The organism is Kitasatospora albolonga (assembly GCF_039535905.1).
Classification (GTDB): Bacteria; Actinomycetota; Actinomycetes; order Streptomycetales; family Streptomycetaceae; genus Kitasatospora; species Kitasatospora albolonga.
Map to the genome: position 1 here is coordinate 1 of NZ_BAAAYB010000111.1, position 18,455 is coordinate 18,455.

General features: G+C 74.4%; 18 protein-coding genes. 14 read left to right on the forward strand and 4 right to left on the reverse strand.

From position 1 onward, the window contains the following. The first annotated feature begins 2,037 nt into the window (after positions 1-2,037). The 4 genes from ABD946_RS27915 (at position 2,038) to ABD946_RS27930 (ending at position 5,878) form a co-directional block, all read left to right on the forward strand. The gene (locus tag ABD946_RS27915; protein WP_345288145.1) at positions 2,038-2,445 is read left to right on the forward strand and encodes an endonuclease/exonuclease/phosphatase family protein; all 408 of its coding nucleotides are present in this window, start codon (positions 2,038-2,040) and stop codon (positions 2,443-2,445) included. 210 nt (positions 2,446-2,655) lie between these two features. Next, complete coding sequence (locus ABD946_RS27920; protein ID WP_345288147.1) at positions 2,656-3,762, forward strand: sugar ABC transporter substrate-binding protein; 1,107 nt, start codon at positions 2,656-2,658, stop codon at positions 3,760-3,762. A gap of 13 nt (positions 3,763-3,775) precedes the next feature. After that, complete coding sequence (locus ABD946_RS27925; RefSeq protein ID WP_345288149.1) at positions 3,776-4,555, forward strand: ATP-binding cassette domain-containing protein; 780 nt, start codon at positions 3,776-3,778, stop codon at positions 4,553-4,555. Between the two features lie 24 nt (positions 4,556-4,579). Continuing rightward, a complete protein-coding gene (locus ABD946_RS27930; RefSeq protein ID WP_425558716.1) occupies positions 4,580-5,878 on the forward strand; it encodes a sugar ABC transporter permease in 1,299 nt (432 codons plus the stop codon). A gap of 155 nt (positions 5,879-6,033) precedes the next feature. Here ABD946_RS27930 and ABD946_RS27935 read toward each other — a convergent pair whose 3' ends face one another. After that, on the reverse strand, positions 6,034-6,240 hold the full coding sequence (locus ABD946_RS27935; RefSeq protein ID WP_345288151.1) for a hypothetical protein: 207 nt from the start codon (positions 6,238-6,240) through the stop codon (positions 6,034-6,036). Between the two features lie 166 nt (positions 6,241-6,406). Here ABD946_RS27935 and ABD946_RS27940 point away from each other — a divergent pair, with 166 nt between their 5' ends. From ABD946_RS27940 to ABD946_RS27980, 9 genes are all read left to right on the forward strand, one after another. Then, positions 6,407-6,667 carry a hypothetical protein gene (locus ABD946_RS27940; protein ID WP_345288153.1) on the forward strand — a complete coding sequence of 87 codons (261 nt, stop codon included), beginning with the start codon at positions 6,407-6,409 and terminating at the stop codon, positions 6,665-6,667. 106 nt (positions 6,668-6,773) lie between these two features. Continuing rightward, positions 6,774-7,955 (forward strand): cytochrome P450, encoded by a 1,182-nt coding sequence (locus ABD946_RS27945; RefSeq protein WP_345288155.1) that lies wholly within the window; start codon positions 6,774-6,776, stop codon positions 7,953-7,955. 41 nt (positions 7,956-7,996) lie between these two features. Then, entirely contained in the window at positions 7,997-9,130 is a 1,134-nt protein-coding gene (locus ABD946_RS27950; RefSeq protein ID WP_345288157.1) for an acyl-CoA dehydrogenase family protein, read from the forward strand. Beyond that, positions 9,127-10,338, forward strand: a complete 1,212-nt coding sequence (locus ABD946_RS27955) for a GNAT family N-acetyltransferase (protein WP_345288158.1) — start codon at positions 9,127-9,129, stop codon at positions 10,336-10,338. The genes ABD946_RS27950 and ABD946_RS27955 overlap by 4 nt, the downstream gene beginning before the upstream one ends. Further along, on the forward strand, positions 10,325-10,783 hold the full coding sequence (locus ABD946_RS27960; RefSeq protein WP_345288160.1) for a type II toxin-antitoxin system RatA family toxin: 459 nt from the start codon (positions 10,325-10,327) through the stop codon (positions 10,781-10,783). The genes ABD946_RS27955 and ABD946_RS27960 overlap by 14 nt, the downstream gene beginning before the upstream one ends. Beyond that, the gene (locus tag ABD946_RS27965; RefSeq protein WP_345288162.1) at positions 10,780-12,012 is read left to right on the forward strand and encodes an aspartate aminotransferase family protein; all 1,233 of its coding nucleotides are present in this window, start codon (positions 10,780-10,782) and stop codon (positions 12,010-12,012) included. The genes ABD946_RS27960 and ABD946_RS27965 overlap by 4 nt, the downstream gene beginning before the upstream one ends. A gap of 26 nt (positions 12,013-12,038) precedes the next feature. After that, complete coding sequence (locus ABD946_RS27970; protein ID WP_345288163.1) at positions 12,039-12,293, forward strand: acyl carrier protein; 255 nt, start codon at positions 12,039-12,041, stop codon at positions 12,291-12,293. After that, on the forward strand, positions 12,290-13,555 hold the full coding sequence (locus ABD946_RS27975) for a beta-ketoacyl-[acyl-carrier-protein] synthase family protein (protein WP_345288166.1): 1,266 nt from the start codon (positions 12,290-12,292) through the stop codon (positions 13,553-13,555). Before ABD946_RS27970 ends, ABD946_RS27975 begins: the two co-directional genes overlap by 4 nt. A gap of 37 nt (positions 13,556-13,592) precedes the next feature. Then, positions 13,593-14,618: an SDR family oxidoreductase gene (locus ABD946_RS27980; protein ID WP_345288167.1), complete on the forward strand. Its 1,026-nt coding sequence runs from the start codon at positions 13,593-13,595 to the stop codon at positions 14,616-14,618. Between the two features lie 7 nt (positions 14,619-14,625). Here the strand turns inward: ABD946_RS27980 and ABD946_RS27985 are convergent, their stop codons facing one another. Continuing rightward, positions 14,626-15,210, reverse strand: coding sequence for a TetR/AcrR family transcriptional regulator (locus tag ABD946_RS27985; RefSeq protein WP_345288169.1), 585 nt, complete (start codon positions 15,208-15,210; stop codon positions 14,626-14,628). Positions 15,211-15,332: 122 nt separating this feature from the next. Between ABD946_RS27985 and ABD946_RS27990 the strand changes: the two genes are divergently transcribed. Next, positions 15,333-15,791, forward strand: coding sequence for a nuclear transport factor 2 family protein (locus ABD946_RS27990; protein ID WP_345288171.1), 459 nt, complete (start codon positions 15,333-15,335; stop codon positions 15,789-15,791). Here the strand turns inward: ABD946_RS27990 and ABD946_RS27995 are convergent. Both ABD946_RS27995 and ABD946_RS28000 read right to left on the reverse strand, forming a co-directional pair. Next, complete coding sequence (locus ABD946_RS27995; protein WP_345288173.1) at positions 15,747-16,988, reverse strand: serine hydrolase domain-containing protein; 1,242 nt, start codon at positions 16,986-16,988, stop codon at positions 15,747-15,749. The two genes, ABD946_RS27990 and ABD946_RS27995, sit on opposite strands and share 45 nt — an antisense overlap. Before the next feature lie 225 nt (positions 16,989-17,213). Continuing rightward, the gene (locus ABD946_RS28000; protein ID WP_345288175.1) at positions 17,214-18,422 is read right to left on the reverse strand and encodes a Dyp-type peroxidase; all 1,209 of its coding nucleotides are present in this window, start codon (positions 18,420-18,422) and stop codon (positions 17,214-17,216) included. Between the last annotated feature and the right edge of the window lie 33 nt (positions 18,423-18,455).

The window sequence follows — 18,455 nt, forward strand, 5'->3', positions numbered from 1 at the left end:
CAGCTCGAAGGCCGCCGACGTGTCGCCGTGGCCGAGCGGCGCTGCGGTGAGCATCAAGCGCCCGGCTGGCGAGGCGCGCTCACGACGAGTCCGGCTATACCTCCGGTGTCCCCGGTGGGTGTGTCCGGGGGATTGTCCCGGTCGAGAGCGACCACGTCGGTACGCGCTGCAGGCGGCAGCCGTTCCAAACGCGGCGTGCGCCGTGTCGCCGACGTGTACGTCCGGCCGTCGATCGTGCCTCCACCGCAGAGATGCCCGGCTTTGGACCGCCTCGGCGAGGTGCAGAGCTCGTCCTCGAGCCACTCAGGACTCCGCAGTGCCGTTCCTCATACACCGTCTGCGCTGCTCACGTCTCTGCGGGCTCATTGTACCGTCCATCGACGTAGTCGGTAAAACGTATGCCGGCCAGCTGGAGGGTTCGTGGTGGCGGTCGGGGAGGGCGTGGGCGGGGGTGACTGCGGGTGGGAGGAAGGCGTAATCGAAACTCCGGTAATCGCGGCCGCGCGCGTAACGTGCCTCGTAAACACCGGCTCCCGTCAATGGCTGTTCGGGCAAGACGACGGACGAGGACGGGGATAGCGAGGGATGGGGGTCGGTGCGGTGAACGGGGCAGCGGTGCGTTGCTGTGGTGGGGGCCGTGGCGCTGGTGGTGCTGGCCACCGGTCGGGTGTGGGTGGGTCCGGGTTTCGGGGAACGGAGACGGGGGATCGCCGTGGGGAGGGGATCGAGCGGTGCCCGAAGTCGGCGGCGAGATTAAGTCGTCCAAGGCGGCGTGGCGAGAGCAGGCGTGGTGGCGGGAGGATTCGCACCCGTGCTTCGGGGACGGGAAAAACTGTTTGAGTCCCGTTCGACGACGTGGTGCCGCGGCGGTCGGGAGAGGCTGGACGAGAGAGGCCACGGCGCTACTGTGCTGGACCGCCTGCGGGTTCTGGGCGGCCACCGACGCCCGGCGCCGTGAGACGGGCATCGAGGTGGGCGTCCCCGATACCCTGCGGGCTGCTCGCGTGCACAGGCCAGCGACTACCCAGCAGGGGCTGGCTAGGGACCGCGCGTGGTGGAGCACGGGGAGCCTTGGACGCGGGCCGCGACTGTATCAGGTCAACACGCAAGGAGGCCAGACTCCTCCACCCACGTGGCGGCAAGGCGGTTGACGCGTCGGCCGACCGGACGCCGCGTACTGATGCCGCAGTACGGCCCCCGTACGGTGTCGTCTGCCAGGTCGACTCGAAAGACGCATGTCTGGCACTACGATGCTGTCTCACCACCAAGCGGGTTCCCGGCGGGGCAGGCCTGACCGGCGATGCTGCGGGACCGCGCCAATGAGCGGCCCGTGGTCGGGGCGTGCCCGCGCCCGGATGTGGCCGCGGGAGAAGACCGCGTGGGGTTGTCCTCAGGGTGCCGGAGCGCTGGGCGGCGGGACGTACGGCGCGGGTGACTGTGGCGCGCGCGGCGGGCGTGACGGCCGGCGCAGGTTCGCGCGGGGTGAGCCAGCTGCCGGCGGCGCTCGGGGGTGAGTGACCGGGCGCAAGCTGGAGCGCTGACCGGGCAGACCGGACGGTGCCGATACCCGGGCTCGGCTGCGCGTAGCCCTCTGGGAGAGCAGCGTGCTGCGGCGTGGAGCGGTGTGCTGTTGGGCACTGGTGCTGCTCGGTGGGTGCCACGCGTGCGGCGGGCTCCGGCGGTGCGGCCTGCGCCGCGGGGCTGCTCCGGTGGGTGTGGGCGGTGATTGTGACGGGCGCTGCTGACGGCCGGTCAAGGCGGCGGCGGGCGGTGAGGGCGCCTGACGGTGGTCATGCCCACAAGGGAGACGTGAAGCGTATCGGCAACCGTGGATCCAGCCGCCGTCCGCCCGTGCCGCCTGCTGGCCGCACCTGGCCGACCTGGCGCGCTGGAGGGAGGAGGTGCACGGAGCGGTGTGCCTGGCCCGCGTACCCCAGGAGGTTATCGCAGCCGGCGCTCCCGCACCACGTCCGCTCCGCACGGATCCGCGGGCTGTGAATCAAGACCCAGCCCTTCGCGGAGGCCGGCCACGCGCTGGTGACGACCCCGGGCTGGAACCGCTCGCTCCGGGCCGAAGTCCGCACCCCCTTCGGGCCGGTGGCGGTGTACGTGGCCCACCTCAGCTCCGTCCGGCCGCACGTCACCGGTTTCGTCACCGGCCACCGCGACGGCAACATCGCGGCACTGGCCCGGGAGGTGGCGGCCGAGCCGGTGCGGCGGGTGGTGGTGCTCGGCGACCTCAACACCGCCCCGGACGACCACGCCCTCGCCCCGCTCACCGGTCAACTGGCCCTGGCTCGTGGTGGGTTCGGCTTCACCTGGCCGGCCGCCTTCCCGGTCGCCCGGATCGACCACGTGCTGACCAGGGGCCTTACGGCCGACACCTGGACCCTGCCCGCCACCGCCAGCGACCACCTGCCGCTGGCGGGGCGGCTCCGGCCCTGAGCGGACGGGGCCACAGTGTCCGGGGGCCTCCGGGGCCGGGCCCGCCTCGCGGTAGCCGCCGGCCGGCGGGCAGGTAACGGAACGGTGGGGATCACCGTGCGTGACGGGAGGCGGCGGACGGTGCCGTCGTCCCAAGGGTGGTTTCGCTGAGTAGCCGGGACGGGGTGACACTGGGTGGTGGGGGCGGCCCCGAAGTGAAGAGGCTCCGTCATGAGCAGTCGGCTCCGCCGCACGGGTGCGGCAGCGGCAGTGGTTACCTTCGGTCTCGGTCTCGGTCTGAGTGCCTGCGGCGAGGCCAAGCAGTCCACCGGGGGAGGAGGTTCCTCGGCGAGCGGCGGCCAGGTCAAGATCGGGCTGCTGCTGCCGGAGACCAAGACCACCCGGTACGAGCAGTTCGACCGGCCGCTGATCGAGCAGAAGATCAAGGAACTGGCCCCGCAGGCCCAGATCGACTACTACAACGCCAACGAGAACGCGACGACCCAGCAGACCCAGGTGGACACCGCCCTGACCAAGGGCGACAAGGTGCTGATCCTGGACGCGGTGGACGCCAAGGCGATCCAGTCCTCGGTGCAGAAGGCGCACGACGCGGGCGTGAAGGTGATCGCCTACGACCGCCTGGCCCAGGGGCCGGTGGACGCCTACGTCTCCTTCGACAACCGCAAGGTCGGCGAACTGCAGGGCCAGGCCCTGGTGACGGCCGTCGGGGACAAGGCCGGTGCCGGGTCGATCGTGATGATCAACGGCTCGCCCACCGACCCGAACGCCGCCGACTTCAAGGCCGGTGCGCACAGCGCCATCGACGGCAAGCTGAAGGTCGGCAAGGAGTACGACACGCCCAACTGGGACCCGAACAACGCCAACCAGGAGGCCGCCGCGGCGATCACCGCGATCGGCGGCTCCAACGTGGTCGGCGTCTACTCGGCCAACGACGGCATGGCCGCCGGCATAGCGACCGCCCTCAAGGCGGCCGGCCTGAGCGTGCCGCTGACCGGCCAGGACGCCCAACTCGACGCCGTCCAGCGGATCCTGGCGGGCACGCAGACCATGTCGATCTACAAGCCCTTCAAGCCCGAGACGGACAAGGCCGCGCAGCTGGCCGTCGACTTCGCCCAGGGGAAGACCCCGGATGCCGCGCTGCTGCCCGTCCAGGTCACCAACGGCAGCGGCAACCAGGTGAAGGCCGACCTGATCACCCCGGTCGTGCTGACCAAGGACAACATCAAGACCACCGTGGTAGCGGACGGCCTCTACTCCGTCGACAAGATCTGCACCCCCGACTACGCCGCCGCCTGCAAGGCAGCCGGCCTCCAGTAGGGGACGGGCCGTCATGACGGGCGAGACCGTACTGGCCCTGCGCGAGGTCTCCAAGCGGTTCGGCGCCGTGCAGGCGCTGACCGACATCGAGCTCGAGGTCGGGGCGGGGGAGGTGGTGGCCCTGGTCGGGGACAACGGGGCCGGGAAGTCCACGCTGGTCAAGGCGATCGCCGGGGTGCACCAGCCGGACCACGGGCGGATCGAGTGGCAGGGGCGCCCGGTCGCCATCCACCGGCCGCAGGACGCCCAGCACCTGGGCATCGCCACCGTGTACCAGGACCTGGCGCTGTGCGACAACCTCGACGTGGTCGGCAACCTCTTCCTCGGCCGCGAGCTGCGGCGCTTCACGATCCTGGACGAGGTGGCCATGGAGCAGCGCTCCCGGGCGCTGCTGGACACCCTGTCCATCCGGATCCCCAGCGTGCGGATCCCGGTCGCCTCGCTCTCCGGCGGCCAGCGCCAAGTGGTCGCCATCGCCCGGGCGTTGATCGGCTCGCCGAAGGTGGTGCTGCTGGACGAGCCGACCGCCGCGCTCGGCGTGGAGCAGACCGCGCAGGTGCTGGACCTGGTCGAGCGGCTGCGCGAGCAGGGCCTGGGCGTGGTGCTGATCAGCCACAACATGGCGGACGTGATGGCGGTGGCGGACACCGTGGCGGTGCTGCGGCTGGGCCGCAACAACGGTGTCTTCGACCGCCGTTCGACCACCCGGGAAGAGATCATCTCGGCCATCACCGGCGCCACCGACAACGCGGTGACCCGTCGGCAGGCCCGTGGCACGGAGGGCTCGCCATGAACGGGCAGACTCCCGGCGGTGGCCGTGAGCGCCGCCGGCTCCCCGAGGACCGGATGCCCAAGGGCGGCGTCAACGCACCCGTCCCGGTCGCACCGAACGCCACCCCCCGCGACCGACCCCCGGCTGATCGTGCGTCAGGAGGGCCTGCGCGGCTACCTGGGCGAGTTCCGGCGGCGGCTGCACAGCGGCGAGCTGGGCTCGCTGCCGGTGGTGCTGGCGCTGGTGGTGATCTGGGCCGTCTTCGGCAGCCTGGACTCCAGCTTCCTGTCCGCCCAGAACCTCTCCAACCTCTCGCAGCAGATCGTCGGCACCGGGATGATCGCGATCGGGGTGGTCTTCGTGCTGCTGCTGGGCGAGATCGACCTGTCGGTCGGCTCGGTCAGCGGCCTGTGCGCGGCGATCTTCGCCGTCCTGAACGTCACCCACGGGGTCAACGCCTGGGTGGCGATGCTGGTCGCCATCGCCGGCGGCACCGTGGTCGGCGTGGTCCAGGGCCTGTTCTTCGCCAAGGTCGGGGTCCCCGCCTTCGTGGTCACCCTGGCCGGAAACCTCGGCTGGAACGGCGCGATGCTGCAGATCCTCGGTGCCAGCGGCACCGTCAACCTCTCCGGGAACGACATCGTCTCCCGGCTCTACAGCACCATCTACGGCCAACAGGCCGCCGCCTACGGGGCGGCGGCCGTCGCCGTGCTGCTGTTCCTGGGCGCCTTGCTGCTGGAGGCCCGCCGCCGCCGCGGCGCCGGCGTGCCCTCGCGGCCGGCCGCGGACATCGCGCTGCGCACCGCCCTGCTGGCGGTGGTCGCCTTCCTCGCCGCCTACACGCTCAACCAGTACAAGGGCCTGCCGCTGGCCCTGCTGGTCTTCCTGGTCTTCATCGTGGTGCTGGACTTCGTCCTGCGCCGCACCTCCTACGGCCGCCAGGTCTTCGCCCTCGGCGGCAACATCGAGGGAGCCCGGCGGGCGGGCATCAACGTGGCCTGGATCCGGATCAGCGTCTTCGCGATCTGTTCGACCATGGCGGCCGTCGGCGGCCTCTTCCTGGCCGCGCAGATCCAGTCGGCCAGTCAGACCTCGGGCGGCGGCAACCTGCTGATGAACGCCATCGCGGCGGCCGTCATCGGCGGCACCAGCCTCTTCGGCGGGCGCGGCTCGACCTGGTCGGCGCTGCTCGGCGCCCTGGTGATCGGTTCCATCCAGTCCGGGATGAACATCCAGGGCTTGAGCAACGCGATCCAGTTCATGATCACCGGAGCGGTGCTGCTGGCCGCCGTGGTGGTCGACTCGCTGGCCCGCCGCACCCAGCGCGCGGCAGGTCGAGCCTGACGGCCCGCCACCCCGGGGAGGCCGGGACGGACGGCGGCACCGGCCGCGGGGGCGGCGGTTGCCGCCGCGACCACCACGCCGCGGGCCGGGGCACCACCGGGCCCTCGCCGATCCTGACCGTCCGCGCGCGACGCTGTGTCATGGTCCCGGCCTCCTCAACCGAGCAGGTACTCGGCCGCGTTGGTGTGCCGGGCACCGACCAGCCAGCCCGTGCGCGGGCCGCCGTCGTTGTGGCTGACCACGGTGGAGTCCGAGCTCGCGTGCACACCGCGCTGCGGGGCGGCCTGGGTCGGGGAGCTCAGGAGGGGGAGGGCGAGGGCGGCGGTGCCGAGCACCGCGAGGAGGCGCTGGAGGGAGGTCATGCCGGGCCCAACGCGCGGGCTGACGGAGCGTCACCCCGGCTACGCCGCACGGGCCGTGCGTGCACTGCGCCAACCGGGTGGCATCGCACCCGAAGGTGTTCGCGGTTCGGCTGAACGAGGGACGGGGCGTGACCCCGGCGCTGCTCCGTTTGCCATGATCGGCCCCATGCGAACTTTCGGTAAGGCGTTCGGCGCCTTCATTGCGGCATGCGCTCTCTCGGTCCTCCCCACCGCGGCCTTCGCGAGCAACGCGACCGGCCAGTCCGGCAGCGGGAACGTCGGCATCGGCCAGGGCTCCAAGGCCGACAACGGCGGGGTCTCCTCCAACTACGCCAACGTCACCTCGGTGACCGCGGCCGACTCCAACGTCGGCAACACCCTCGACCTCTGGCCGGGCGCGGTCCTGGTCGTCCCGACCGCCCACTGACGCACGCACCGTCGGCGGACCCCGGCCGGAGCGCTACGGCCGGGGTCCGCCCCTCGATCGATTGGACTGCGGCGGACCGGTGAACGCGGAGACCATCCTCCTGTCGGTGTTCACGCCCGAGGGCCGGGAGGACCCCTATCCGGCCCTGGCCCGCCTGCGGGAGACCGAGCCGGTGTGCTTCAGCCCGACGGTCGGTTCCTACTTCCTGACGGCGTTCGACGACTGCCGGTCGGTCCTGGCCGACCCGGACTTCCTGGTCCCTGACCGGGACTGGTGCGAGCGGCGGATCCCGGACGGCGCCGGACGCCCCTCCGCCGACTTCTTCTACTCCTCGATGCTGGCCACCGACCACGCCGCCCACGACCGGCTGCGCCGGCTGGTGGTGCGCGAACTGAGCGTCCGCCGGGTCGCGGCCCTGGCGGCCGGGGTCGAGGAACTCTGCGCCGAGGCGCTCGACCGCTTCGCCGCGGCCGCCGACGGCACGGCCGCCGACTTCCACGAACTGGTCGCGGCTCCGCTGCCGGTCGCGGTCGTCGGCGAGCTGATCGGCGTGCCGCCCGGGGACCGGGAGCGGCTGCGGGCGCTCGGCGACGACACCTGCCGCCTGCTGGAACCCGTCCGCACCCCCGAGGACTGGGACCGCGCCGACCACGGCGTCACCGGGCTGCGGGAGTACTTCACCGGACTGCTGCGCGAACGCCGCGCCCGCCCCACCGAGGACCTCGCCTCCGCGCTGGCGGCGCAGCCTCCGGACGGCGGCGGGCTGACGGAGCGTGAACTGGTGGACGTGCTGGTCCTGGTGTTCGCCGCCGGGTTCGAGACCACCGTCGGCATGCTCGGCCAGGCGGTGCACGCCCTGCTCGCCCACCCGGAGCAGTGGGAGCTGCTGCGCCGCCGCCCCGAGCTGGTGCCGGCCGCGCTGGAGGAGTCGCTGCGCTGGGACGGGCCCGTCCCGATGACCGAGCGGATCGCCACCCGCGCCACCGAGCTCGGCGGGGTGAGCGTCCCGGCCGGCGCCAGCGTCATCACCGTGATGGCCGCCGCGCACCGCGACCCGGCCTGCTTCACCGACCCGGACGCCTTCCGGGTCGAGCGGACCGACGGCCGGGTGCTGAGCTTCAGCGCCGGCGCGCACTACTGCGTGGGGGCCGCCCTGGCCCGCCTGGAGGGCGCCGCCCTGCTGCGCCAACTGCTGGAGCGCTTCCCCGGCCTGAAGCCGGCCGGATCGCCGGTCCGCCGCACCGGGGACGGGCTGCGCGGCTTCCTCCGGCTGCCGCTGGCCACCTGACCCCCCTTCGATCCGAACTCCGCTTCCGGAGGAGCCCACCCGTGTACTTCCTGCAGCGCGAACGCGCCGCCCTCCAAGCCCACCTTCCCGGTCTGGACGTCGCCCTGGCGGCCCAGCCCCTGGAGCGCCTGGAGAGCGCGCCGAGCCCGGCCATCGGCGCGTTCCGCGCGGCCGGCGGCCCCGGCCTGCTGGTGCCCCGCGCCCTGGGCGGCAAGGGGGCGAGCGCCCTGGAGGCGGTGCGCGTCCAACGCGCGGTCGGCTCCCGGTGCCCCTCGCTGGCGGTGGCCACCACCATGCACCACTTCTCGGTGGCGGGCCTGGTCCGCTCCGCCGCGCCCGGCGGCGCCGAGGAGCAGCTGCTCGCCTCGGTCGCCGCCGACGGCCTGCTGCTGGCCTCCGGCTTCGCGGAGGGCCGGGCCGGCCAGAACATCCTCAAGCCCCACATCACCGCGCAGCTGCGCGGCGGGAAGGTGGTGCTCAACGGCAGCAAGATGCCCTGCAGCCTGGCCCGTTCGATGGACCTGCTGACCGCCTCGGTGCTGCTGGCCGACGAGGACGGCGTCGAGCGCCTCGCCGTCGCCCTGGTCCCCGCCGGGAGCCCGGGCGTCGAGGTCCGCCCGTTCTGGCGCAACCCGGTGCTGGCCGGGGCGGAGAGCGAGCAGGTGGTGCTCACCGAGGTCGAGCTGGACCGCGGGCAGGTGCTGCTCACCGAGGTCACCGCGGACGCGGTGCCGGACGACCTCAACACGGCGGGCTTCCTCTGGTTCGAGCTGCTGTTGACGGCCGGCTACCTCGGCGTGGCCTCCGCCCTGGTGGAGCGGGTGCTGACCAAGCCGGGCGGCCCGCCCGAGGACCCGGCCATCCACCTGGTGGAGGTGGAGGCCGCGATGCTCGCGGTGGAGGCGGTCGCCCGCGCCCTGGACGACGAGGACCAGCCCTGGGACGACGGGCTGCTGGTGTCCGCCCTGACGGCCCGTTACGCCGCCGAGGACGCCATCGCCCGCACCACCCGCGGCTGCCTGTCCGCCCTCGGCGGCATGGCCTTCGTCGGCTCGGGCGACGGCGGCTACCTGGCCGCGGCGGCCGGGGCGCTCGGCTTCCACCCGCCCGCCCGGGCGCGGATGGCCGGGCCGCTGCGCGAGTACCTCGGCGGCCGTCCGCTGCGGATCGGATGACCGGGGTGACGGCCGCCCCCGGCTACCGGGTCGAGGTGGCGCGCGGCGTCGACGCGCTCCCGCCCGGACTCTGGGAGCGCCTGGCACCGCCGGACGACCCGGTCTGGTCACGCCCGGTGCTGCGCGCGATGGAGGCGGGCGCGATCGGCCCCGACGGCTACGCCCACCTGGTGCTCCGTCAGGACGCCCCCGGCGAGGGGGAGGCGCTCGCGGTGCTGCCGGTCGCGCTCTTCCCGGGACTACGGCTGGACGAGGTGGTCGGGGCCGAGGACCGGCGCCGCCTGGCCCCCGTCCGGCGGGCCCTGCCGGGCCTGCTCCGGGCGCCGATGCTGTTCTGCGGCCACCTGCTGGGCCAGGGGCACCTGCTGACGGACCGCCGCCTCCCGCCGGCGGCCCTGGACGCGCTGGTCGCCGGGGCGCTGGCACTGGCCCGGCGCGAGCGCCTCGGCACGGTGGTGTTCAAGGACTTCGCCCCCGCCGAACTGGCCGGGCTGCGGCCCGCTCTGGAGGCCGCCGGGTTCTTCCCGGTCCCCGCCCTCCCCGACACCGAACTGCGCCTCGGCCCCGGGGGGTTCGAGGACTACCTGGCCCGGCTGCCCGCCAAGGCGCGGCGCAATGCCCGCAGCAAACTGCGCCGCGCCGCCGCCTGGCCCGGCCTGCGGACCGAGGTGCTGACCGACTTCGCCCACCTGCTGCCGCAGATGCTCGGGCTCTACCGGCAGGTGATGGCCCGGGCCGACCAGCGGCTGGACGTGCTGGACGGGGCCTTCCTGGCCGCCGTCCACGGCGCGGCGCCGGCCGGGCGGCGGCTGGTCGCCTGCTTCGAGGGGGACCGGCTGGTCGCCTTCCTGCTCTGCCTGTTCGCCGGTACGGGCGCCACCGGCGCCCGGATCGGCCTGGACTACCGGATCGCCCACCAGGCCGGGCTCTACCACGCGGTGCACCACGCCGCGATCCGGCTGGCCCTGGACGCCGGGTGCACCCACATCCGGTTCGCCCAGACCGCGTACCAGCCCAAGCTCGAACTCGGCTGCGAGCTGGTCGAGCTGTGGTCCGCGATGACCCACCTGCGCCCGCTGCGGCGGACCCTGCTGCGCCGGGCGCTGCCCCCGGCCCTGACGGCCGCGCGGGCCCGGGCCCTCGGCCCGCACGCCGCCGGCCACACCCCCGTCCCCGATCCCGAGAGGTTCCCCCGTGCCGCACGTTGAGGTCGAACTGCCGATCGCCGCACCGCCGGACGCGGTCTGGGCGGCGGTGGTCGACGTGGAGTCGTACCAGCACTGCATGGAGAGCGTCGACGAGGTGGTGGTGGTCGAGCAGGGCGACGAGCACCACCGCACCACCGCCTGGTCGGTGCGGCTGGAGGGCTCGGTGCTGCGCTGGACCGAGGCCGAGGTGGTCGACCCGGCCGCCCGGCGCTTCGACTTCCGTCAACTCACCGGCGACCTCGGCGAGTTCCGCGGCCACTGGGCCGTCCGGGAGGACGGCGAGGGCGGCAGCCTGGTGGCACTCGCCGCCGAGTTCGACATCGGCATCCCGCTGCTCGCCGAGATGCTCAACCCGATCGCGGCCGAGGCCCTGCGGGAGAACGCCGAGCAGATGATCGCCGCCCTGCGCACCCGCCTCGTCCCGGCCGTCGCGGTGGGCGCATGACCACCGCGCCCGCGACGGAGGTCTTCGACCAGCTGCGCCGCCACCTGTCCGCCAAGCTCGCCCTCACCGGCAGCTTCGCCGGCCGCGGCGCCGTGGAGGCGGCCGCCGAGGGGGCCCGGGTCACCCTCTCCGACGGGCGCCGGGTACTGGACTTCGGCTCCTACGCCGTCACCCTGCTCGGCCACCGCCACCCCGAGGTGCTGGCCGCCGTCCGCCGCCAGCTGGACACCATGCCCACCGCGACCCGCAGCCTGGCCAACCCGGTGGCCGCCCGCGCCGCCGGGCTGCTCGCCGCCCACCTCGGCGGCGCCCTGCCCAAGGTGCACTTCGGGCTGAACGGCTCCGACGCGGTCGAGGTCGCCGTCAAGCTCGCCCGGCTGTCCACCGGCCGCGACCGGGTGCTCGCGGTGCGCGGCGGCTTCCACGGGAAGTCGCTCGGCGCCCTGGCCCTGACGCACAGTCCGCTCTACCGGGTCGGCCTGCGCGGCTGCGCGGTCGAGGTCGCCCACCTGGACCCGGACGACCCGCAGGCCCTGGCCCGGGAGCTGGCCGCCGGGCCGGTGGCCGCCCTGGTCTTCGAACCGGTCCAGGGGGAGAACGGCGCCGTCCCGCTCCCGCCGGAGGTGCTGCGCACCTGGTGCGCGGCGGCGGTGGAGCACGGCGCGATGGTGATCGCCGACGAGATCCAGTGCGGACTGCGCCGCTGCGGCGAACCCTCGCTCGCCCTGGCCCTCGGCCTGCCCGTGGACGGCGTGCTGCTGGGCAAGCCGCTCGGCGGCGGAGTCGTCCCGCTCTCCGCCCTGGTCTGCTCCGAGCGGCTGTACGCGCCGCTGGACGCCGACCCCTTCCTGCACTCGGCGACCTTCGGCGGCCACCCGCTGAGCTGCGCGGCCCTGCCGCCCGCCCTGGAGCTGACGGAGCGTCTGGCCGGGCACGGCCGGACCCTCTCCGCCCGGCTGGACGACGGGCTCGCCCGGCTGCGCGCCCGCCATCCCGAGGCGGTGCGCGAGGTGCGGGGCCTGGGGCTGCTGCGCGGGGTCGACCTCGACACGCCCGCCCGCGCGGGCGCGATGGTGCTCGAACTGGCCGCCCGCGGCCTGCTGGTCTCGCCCTGCCTGGGCCGCCCGACCACCATCCGGCTGCTACCGCCGCTGGTGGCCACCGAGGCCGAACTGGCCGAAGGGCTCGGCCTCCTGGACGCCGCCCTGACGGCGGTGACCACCCGATGATCGCTCCGGCTCGACGAAGGACGGACATGCCCACGCGCGAGGAACTGGCCCTGGTGGTCAGGACGACCATCTCCGATGTGCTCGGCACGGAGGTCGAGGAGGTGCAGGAGCACACCAGCCTGCTGGCCGACTACGGCATCGACAGCCTGGAGCTGATGGAGATCGGCTCCCGGCTGGAACGCACCCTGGCCCTGCGGATCGAGGTCGAGGACCTGACCCGGGCCGAGGACGTCGGCCAGGCCATCGACCTGCTCACCCTCCGCACGGCGGAGGCCCGGTGACGGCGCGTCGGGGAGCCCGGCGGCCGGACGGCGGTCACCGGGTGGCGGTCACCGGGATCGGCGTGAAGACCCCGGCGGGCAACGAGGTGCAGGAGGCGTACGAGACGGTGCTCAAGGCCCGCCCCACCGCCTCCGTCAGCGAACTCCTCACGGCGCGCGGCGTCTCGGTGCGGATCGCCTGCCTGGTCCCGCCGTTCGACGTGGAGTCCTACCTGACCCGCCGGGAGCTGCGGCAGATCGACCGGGCCGCCACCCTGCTGCTCTGCGCCGCCTCCGACGCCGTCGCCTCCGCCGGGTTCGCCGACTGCGGCGGGCTGTCGCCCGAGCGGGTCGGGGTGCAGATCGGCACCGGCATGGGCGGCCTGGCCAGCATGGAGCAGGTCACCACCGACCACTGGGACAGCCCAGGCGACCTCCCCGTCCACACCGTGCCGCGCACCATGGCCAACTCGGCCGCCAGCCGGCTCGCCCTGCGCTACGGGTACCAGGGCTCCTGCACCACCTACTCCTCGGCCTGCGCCAGCGGCACCACCGCGATCGGCGAGGCGGCCCGCCGGATCCGGCACGGCGAGCTGGACGCGGCGCTGGCCGGCGGCGTGGACGCCCCGGTCACCACGGTGATCGTCGGCGCGTTCGCGAAGATGCGCGCGATGTCGGCGCGCAACGGCGAACCCGGCCTGGCCAGCCGCCCGTTCGACACCGACCGGGACGGCTTCGTGATGGCCGAGGGCGCCGCCGTGCTGGTGCTGGAGCGCTGGGAGTCGGCGCTGGCCCGGGGCGCCACGGTCCTGGGCGAGGTGGCCGGGTACGCGGACAACTGCGACGCCTTCCACATCGTCGCCCCGATCGAGGACGGCGGGACGGCCGCCCGCTGCATGCGGCGGGCCGTCGCCGACGCCGGGCTGGCACCGGCCGACATCGGCCACGTCAACGCCCACGGCACCTCGACGGTGCTCAACGACCGTGCCGAGGCGCGGGCGATCGAGCGGGTCTTCGGCGCCGGGACGCTCCCGGTCACCGCCATGAAGGGCGTGACGGGCCACCTGATCGGCGGCTCCGGCGCCCTGGAGGCCGCCCTCGGACTGCTCTGCGCCGCCCGGGGCGAGGTGCCGCCGATCGCCAACCTGCGCAGCAGCCCCGAGGCCGCGCTGGTCGACCTGGTCCGTTCGGCGCCGCGCCGCATCCCGCCCGGGCGGCCGGTGCTCTCCAACTCCTTCGGCTTCGGCGGCCAGAACGCCTCGCTGGTGCTCACCCCCGCCTGACCCGCCGTCACCTCCCCTCCTACGCTGGGACGATGCCATGCGAATCCTGCTGACCGGCGCGACCGGAGTGGTCGGCACCGAGGCCCTGGGCCTGCTGCGGGCCACCGGCCACACCGTGGTCCCGGTGGCCCGCCGGGCCACCCCCGAGGCCCCGCTCACCTGGCGGATCGGCGCCGAGCCGCCGCCCGCCGACCTGGCCGGCCACTGGGACGTCATCGTGCACGCCGCTGCCACCACCCGCTGGACCCTGAGCCGCCCGGAGGCGGTCGCCGCCAACCTCGAACCGCTGCGCGCCGTGCTGGCCCTGGCCGACCGGGACACCCACCTGGTGCAGGTCTCGACCGCCTACGTCGGCGGCACCCGCAACGCGCGGGACCTGCGCGGCGCCGAGTTCGAGGGCTACCGCAACGGCTACGAGTGGTCCAAGGCCCGCTGCGAGGAGCTGGTCCGGGAGGAGCACCCCGGGCCGCTCACCGTGGTCCGCCCGCCGCTGGTGGTCGGCCGCAGCGGCGACGGGCGGATCGCCCGCTTCTCCGGCCCGTACACCATCCTGCAGGCCCTGGTCTCCGGCCTGGCCGCCGTGGTGGTCGGCGACCCGGGCGGCTACGCCGAGATCAGCCCCGTCGACCAGGTCGCCGAGGTGATCGCCGCCGCCGCACTGGCCGCGCCGCCCGCGGCCCCGCGCACCGAGGTGATCGCGGCGGGGCACGCCTGCCTGACGCTCTCGGAGCTGCTGGACGTCATCTGCGGGACGCTCAACTCCTGCCGAGCCGCCCACGGCGTGCCCCCGATCGCCCGGCCGCCGCTGGTCCCGGTGGAGCGCTGGGACCGCTTCTTCCTGCCGCTGGCGGACCGTCACCTCTCGCCGTTCCAGGCCCAGGCCGTGAAGCTGCTCGCGATGTTCCAGAGCTACACCGCGATGACCGAACCCTTCGCCCCGACCCACCCCGTCGCCGACCCGGCCGGTGTGATGGCCACCGCCGTGCGGCACTGGGCCGAGGCCAAGCCGCGGCTGTCGCTCGCCCGCCCGGAGCCGTGGACCCTGTTCGCCACGGCCTCCTGAGGGCGGGTCAGCGCGGCGGGCGCAGGCCGTCGGTGATGACCGCGAGGACGCGGTCGCGGGCTCCGGGATCGGCGGCGAGCTGCTCCACCGCTCCGCCGGCCGCGACCAGCAGGGCGATCAGCTCCGGCATCGCCAGGGCGGGGCGGACGGCACCGGCGCGCTGCGCGTCCTCCAGGAGAGCGGTGAGCCGGCCCAGGATCGCCTCGCTCGGTCCGCGGAGCGCGGTGTGGGCGTCCACCCCGGCCGCAGCCAGGGCCCGGGTGAACTCGCCCTTGCCGACCGAGCTCTCGACCAGCAGCCGGACGCAGTCGAAGAAGGCGGTGGCCGGGTCGTCCTCGTCGGCGAGTTCGGCGACCCGGGCGGCGACCGCCTCCAGGCGGCCGACCATCACCGCCTCCAGCAGGGCCTCCTTGGTCGGGAAGTGCCGGAACAGGGTGCCGACCCCGACCCCGGCGGCCCGGGCGATCTCCTCGGTGGGCACGGCGGTGCCGCGGGTGGTGAAGACCTCCGTGGCGACGTCGAGCAGCCGGGCGCGGTTGCGGGCGGCGTCCGCGCGCAGCGGGCGGTCCTGGCGGTCCTGACGGTCGGTCACCCTGCACCACACCTCTCGCCCGCCGGGGGCGGGAAAGCCTGGACAAGCGGAGTCGCCAGTCCGTATCGTTCTAAGCGGAGTCGCTGGTCCGATTCTAGCGGCCGAACCCACGGGGGTTGACCATGCCCGAAACCCTGTCACCGAGCGCCGTCTTCCACCGGCTGGTCGAGACGATCGGCGAGGAGCGCTACGGCGACCTCGCCGCCCTCTACGCCGAGGACGCGGTGGTCGAGACGCCCTTCCAGCCGGTCGGCCCGCGCCGGATCGAGGGCCGCCGGGCCCTGGCCGAGCGGTTCGCCCTGGTCGGCGCGGCCACGCCGGTCCGGCTGACCGCCACCGAGGTGGTGGTGCGCCGGACCGACGACCCCGAGGTGGTGGTGGCGGAGTGGGACTACCTGGTCCACCACCGGCCCACCGGGCGGGAGTTCACGGTCGCCAACGTCCAGGTGCTCCGGGTGCGGGACGGGCTGATCGTGCACAGCCGGGACTTCCACGACCACCTCGCCCTGGCCACGGCCACGGGTGCGGTGGAGGGCCTAGGCCTTCCCGACCCGCAGGTCGGGCCCGGTGCGGGGGAGTGACCACGGGGCCAGCGCGCGCGGTGCGGGCTGGTCGCAGAGCGTCTTGACGATCAGCGAACCGATCGGCCCGCCGCTCGCCGAGTCGTCCCTGCCCACGTACGGGTTGTAGGAGAGGGCGAACTGCCGCTTCCCGTCCCGGCTGCCGAGCAGCAGCGTGCTCCAGCCGGGCAGCCCGCCGTCGTGGCCCCAGGCCGGTTCGCACCCTGGGCCGAGGTCGATCCGCAGCACCCCGAGCCCGTACGTCCCGTTCGGGGTGTTGGTCGGGACGGTGGCGGTCAGCGCCGCCATCTCGGCCGGGCGCAGCAGCTTCCCGCCGAAGAGCGCGGCGTGGAAGCGGTTCAGGTCGGCGGTGGTGGAGATGCCGTTCCCGGCCGCGTCCACCACGCTCGGGTTGAGCCGGGAGATGTCGGCCGGGCCGGCGGGCATGTCCAGGTAGGCGTGCGCGTACGGGCCGCCCAGGCCGGTCTGCGAACCCGGGAACGCGGTGTGCTCCAGGTGCAGGGGCTCCACGATCCGGCGCTCCACCTCGCGCTGCCAGCTGCGGCCGGTGACCTTCCGGACGATCATCCCGGCGAGGACGTAGTTGGTGTTGGAGTAGTGCCAGCCCTGGCCGGGGGCGAAGTACGGCGGGTGCTCGACGCCCACCGCGACCAACTGGCGGGCCTGGTAGTCGCGGTAGCGCCAGCCGCCGTAGGCGAAGTCCTGGAGTTCGGCCTCGTCGTTCACCAGGAAGCGGTCGTCCTCGGTGAAGTTGAACAGGCCGCTGGTGTGGTTGAGCAGCTGGCGGACGGTGATCGCGCCGCCGTTCGGGACGACGCCGGGCAGGTGGCGCTCCACCGGGTCGTCGAGCCGCAGCCGGCCCTCGCCCGCCAGCTGGAGGACGACCGTGGCCACGAAGGTCTTGGTCACGCTCCCGATCCGGAACCACCCGTCCGCCCGGGCCGGCCGCCCGCCGTCCAGCTCCGCCACCCCGGCGGCGCCGTGCCACTGCGAGCGGCCGACCCGGATCTCGGCGAGCGCGGCCGTCATGCCGCCGTGTTCCACCAACTCCCGCAGCTCCTGCTGCCCCTCGACCCGGGCCCGCCGCTCCTCCCCGGCCCCGGCCACCGCCCCCTCGGCGGCGGCCACCGGAGCCACCGCCAACACGCTCGCCCCCGCCAACGCGACGGCTGCCAGCCGTACGCCCAACCCGGCCATGACGCCCCCTCTCCCCGGCCCCCCCTGCGGCACCGGGCCACCACCCTCGCACCCGCCACGCCCGCCGCACCTCCCCCGCGCGGGGTGCGCCGGAGCCCTGCGGAGGATGACCCTGACGGCCCGTCAAATCCTCCGCAGGGAGCTTGACTTGACGCTCCCGGTGCGAGGTCGAGGCGGACGCGTGCCCCGGTGGCGACCGCCCGATCCCACCAAGGCGACAGCCCCCTAGAGGTCGGCGCCCAGCTGCCGTCCCTCGGGGGCGCCGGGGAGGACCCAGGCGAGGACGGAGGCGGTGTGGGTCAGGAAGGGGGTGAGGGCGTCGTGTTCGGCGAGGCGGGTCTGGACCCGGGTGAAGAGGGCCGGGTCGCGGAGGAAGGCGCAGAACAGCAGGCCGCGGTCGGCGGGGCCGTCGTCGTAGGACCAGCTGCGCCGCAGCATCCGGGCGCCGCCGTCGAGCCGGGGGTTGCTCAGGCGGACGTGGGCGTCGGCGGGGAGGACGTAGGAGCCGTCGGGGTGCTTGGCGTAGACGTCGGGGGTGTCGTGCTCGGCGTTCCCGGTGAGCGGGGCGCCGGTGTCGGCCCGGCGCCCGACGGCCAGCTCCTGACGCTCCGTCGGGAGGGCGGCGAAGGCGGCGGTGTCCATCCGGATCCGGCGGTAGACCAGGACCGTCCCGTCCGCGTGCGGCCCGGGTAGGCCCCAGAGGGAGGGGTCGTCCGGGGCGGGGTTGGCGGTCCCGTCCTTGAAGCCGAAGAGGTTGCGCGGTGTCCGCCCCTCGGGGACGGGCGGCAGGAAGCCGGCCTGGCTCCAGCGGACGGCCGCGCCGCACCGCGCGGCGGCGGTGACCAGGTGCTCGGTCAGCACAGCGGTGGTCCAGGGCTGTTCGGCGGCGAGCTGGACCAGCAGGTCGCCCCCGCTGCGGGCGGGTTCGAGGCGGTCACCGGAGAAGGCGGGGAGCTCGGCCAGGGACGGAGGGACGTTCAGCCGCAACCGGGTGGCCGGGCCGGGCCCGAGCGCCACCAGGGAGGTGACCGGCGGCGTGCCGTCCAGGCGGGCGTCGGCGAGGGAGCCGTCCGCCGCCGAGGCCAGCACCGCGCCGATCGAGGCCAGCAGGGCGTGCAGCGCGTCCCGGCCCGCGCCGTCCGGCAGGTCGAGGGCGAGCAGCCGCACCGAAGGGAGTTGAGCGTGCGTCACCCCGGACTGCCGGGCGCCGTGGAACGGTACGGAGCCCGGTGCGGGCGGTGGCCCGGCCGGAGTGCGTTGCGGCGAACGGGTGAACGCGGTCGCGCCCGCCGCCCCGGCCCCGACCCCGGTGGCGAGGGCCGCGGTGAGCAGGGTCCGCCGGTCGAAGCAGGGGCGTGCGGTGGTCGGCACGCCCTCCGGGTTCGGGCGTTCGGTGTGCATGCCGTCCGTCCCGGACGGTAGAACACGATCCATGCAATTCCTCCGTGGTTCCGTGAAGGTGATGAT

What these genes read in the sequence shown, in the direction of transcription:
- ABD946_RS27970 (WP_345288163.1), top strand. Translation starts at nt 12,039, where the DNA reads ATGCCCACGCGCGAGGAACTGGCCCTGGTGGTCAGGACGACCATCTCC.
- ABD946_RS27995 (WP_345288173.1), bottom strand. Translation starts at nt 16,988, where the DNA reads ATGGCCGGGTTGGGCGTACGGCTGGCAGCCGTCGCGTTGGCGGGGGCG.
- ABD946_RS27935 (WP_345288151.1), bottom strand. Translation starts at nt 6,240, where the DNA reads ATGACCTCCCTCCAGCGCCTCCTCGCGGTGCTCGGCACCGCCGCCCTC.
- ABD946_RS27940 (WP_345288153.1), top strand. Translation starts at nt 6,407, where the DNA reads ATGCGAACTTTCGGTAAGGCGTTCGGCGCCTTCATTGCGGCATGCGCT.
- ABD946_RS27925 (WP_345288149.1), top strand. Translation starts at nt 3,776, where the DNA reads ATGACGGGCGAGACCGTACTGGCCCTGCGCGAGGTCTCCAAGCGGTTC.
- ABD946_RS27990 (WP_345288171.1), top strand. Translation starts at nt 15,333, where the DNA reads ATGCCCGAAACCCTGTCACCGAGCGCCGTCTTCCACCGGCTGGTCGAG.
- ABD946_RS27980 (WP_345288167.1), top strand. Translation starts at nt 13,593, where the DNA reads ATGCGAATCCTGCTGACCGGCGCGACCGGAGTGGTCGGCACCGAGGCC.
- ABD946_RS27920 (WP_345288147.1), top strand. Translation starts at nt 2,656, where the DNA reads ATGAGCAGTCGGCTCCGCCGCACGGGTGCGGCAGCGGCAGTGGTTACC.
- ABD946_RS27965 (WP_345288162.1), top strand. Translation starts at nt 10,780, where the DNA reads ATGACCACCGCGCCCGCGACGGAGGTCTTCGACCAGCTGCGCCGCCAC.
- ABD946_RS28000 (WP_345288175.1), bottom strand. Translation starts at nt 18,422, where the DNA reads ATGGATCGTGTTCTACCGTCCGGGACGGACGGCATGCACACCGAACGC.
- ABD946_RS27955 (WP_345288158.1), top strand. Translation starts at nt 9,127, where the DNA reads ATGACCGGGGTGACGGCCGCCCCCGGCTACCGGGTCGAGGTGGCGCGC.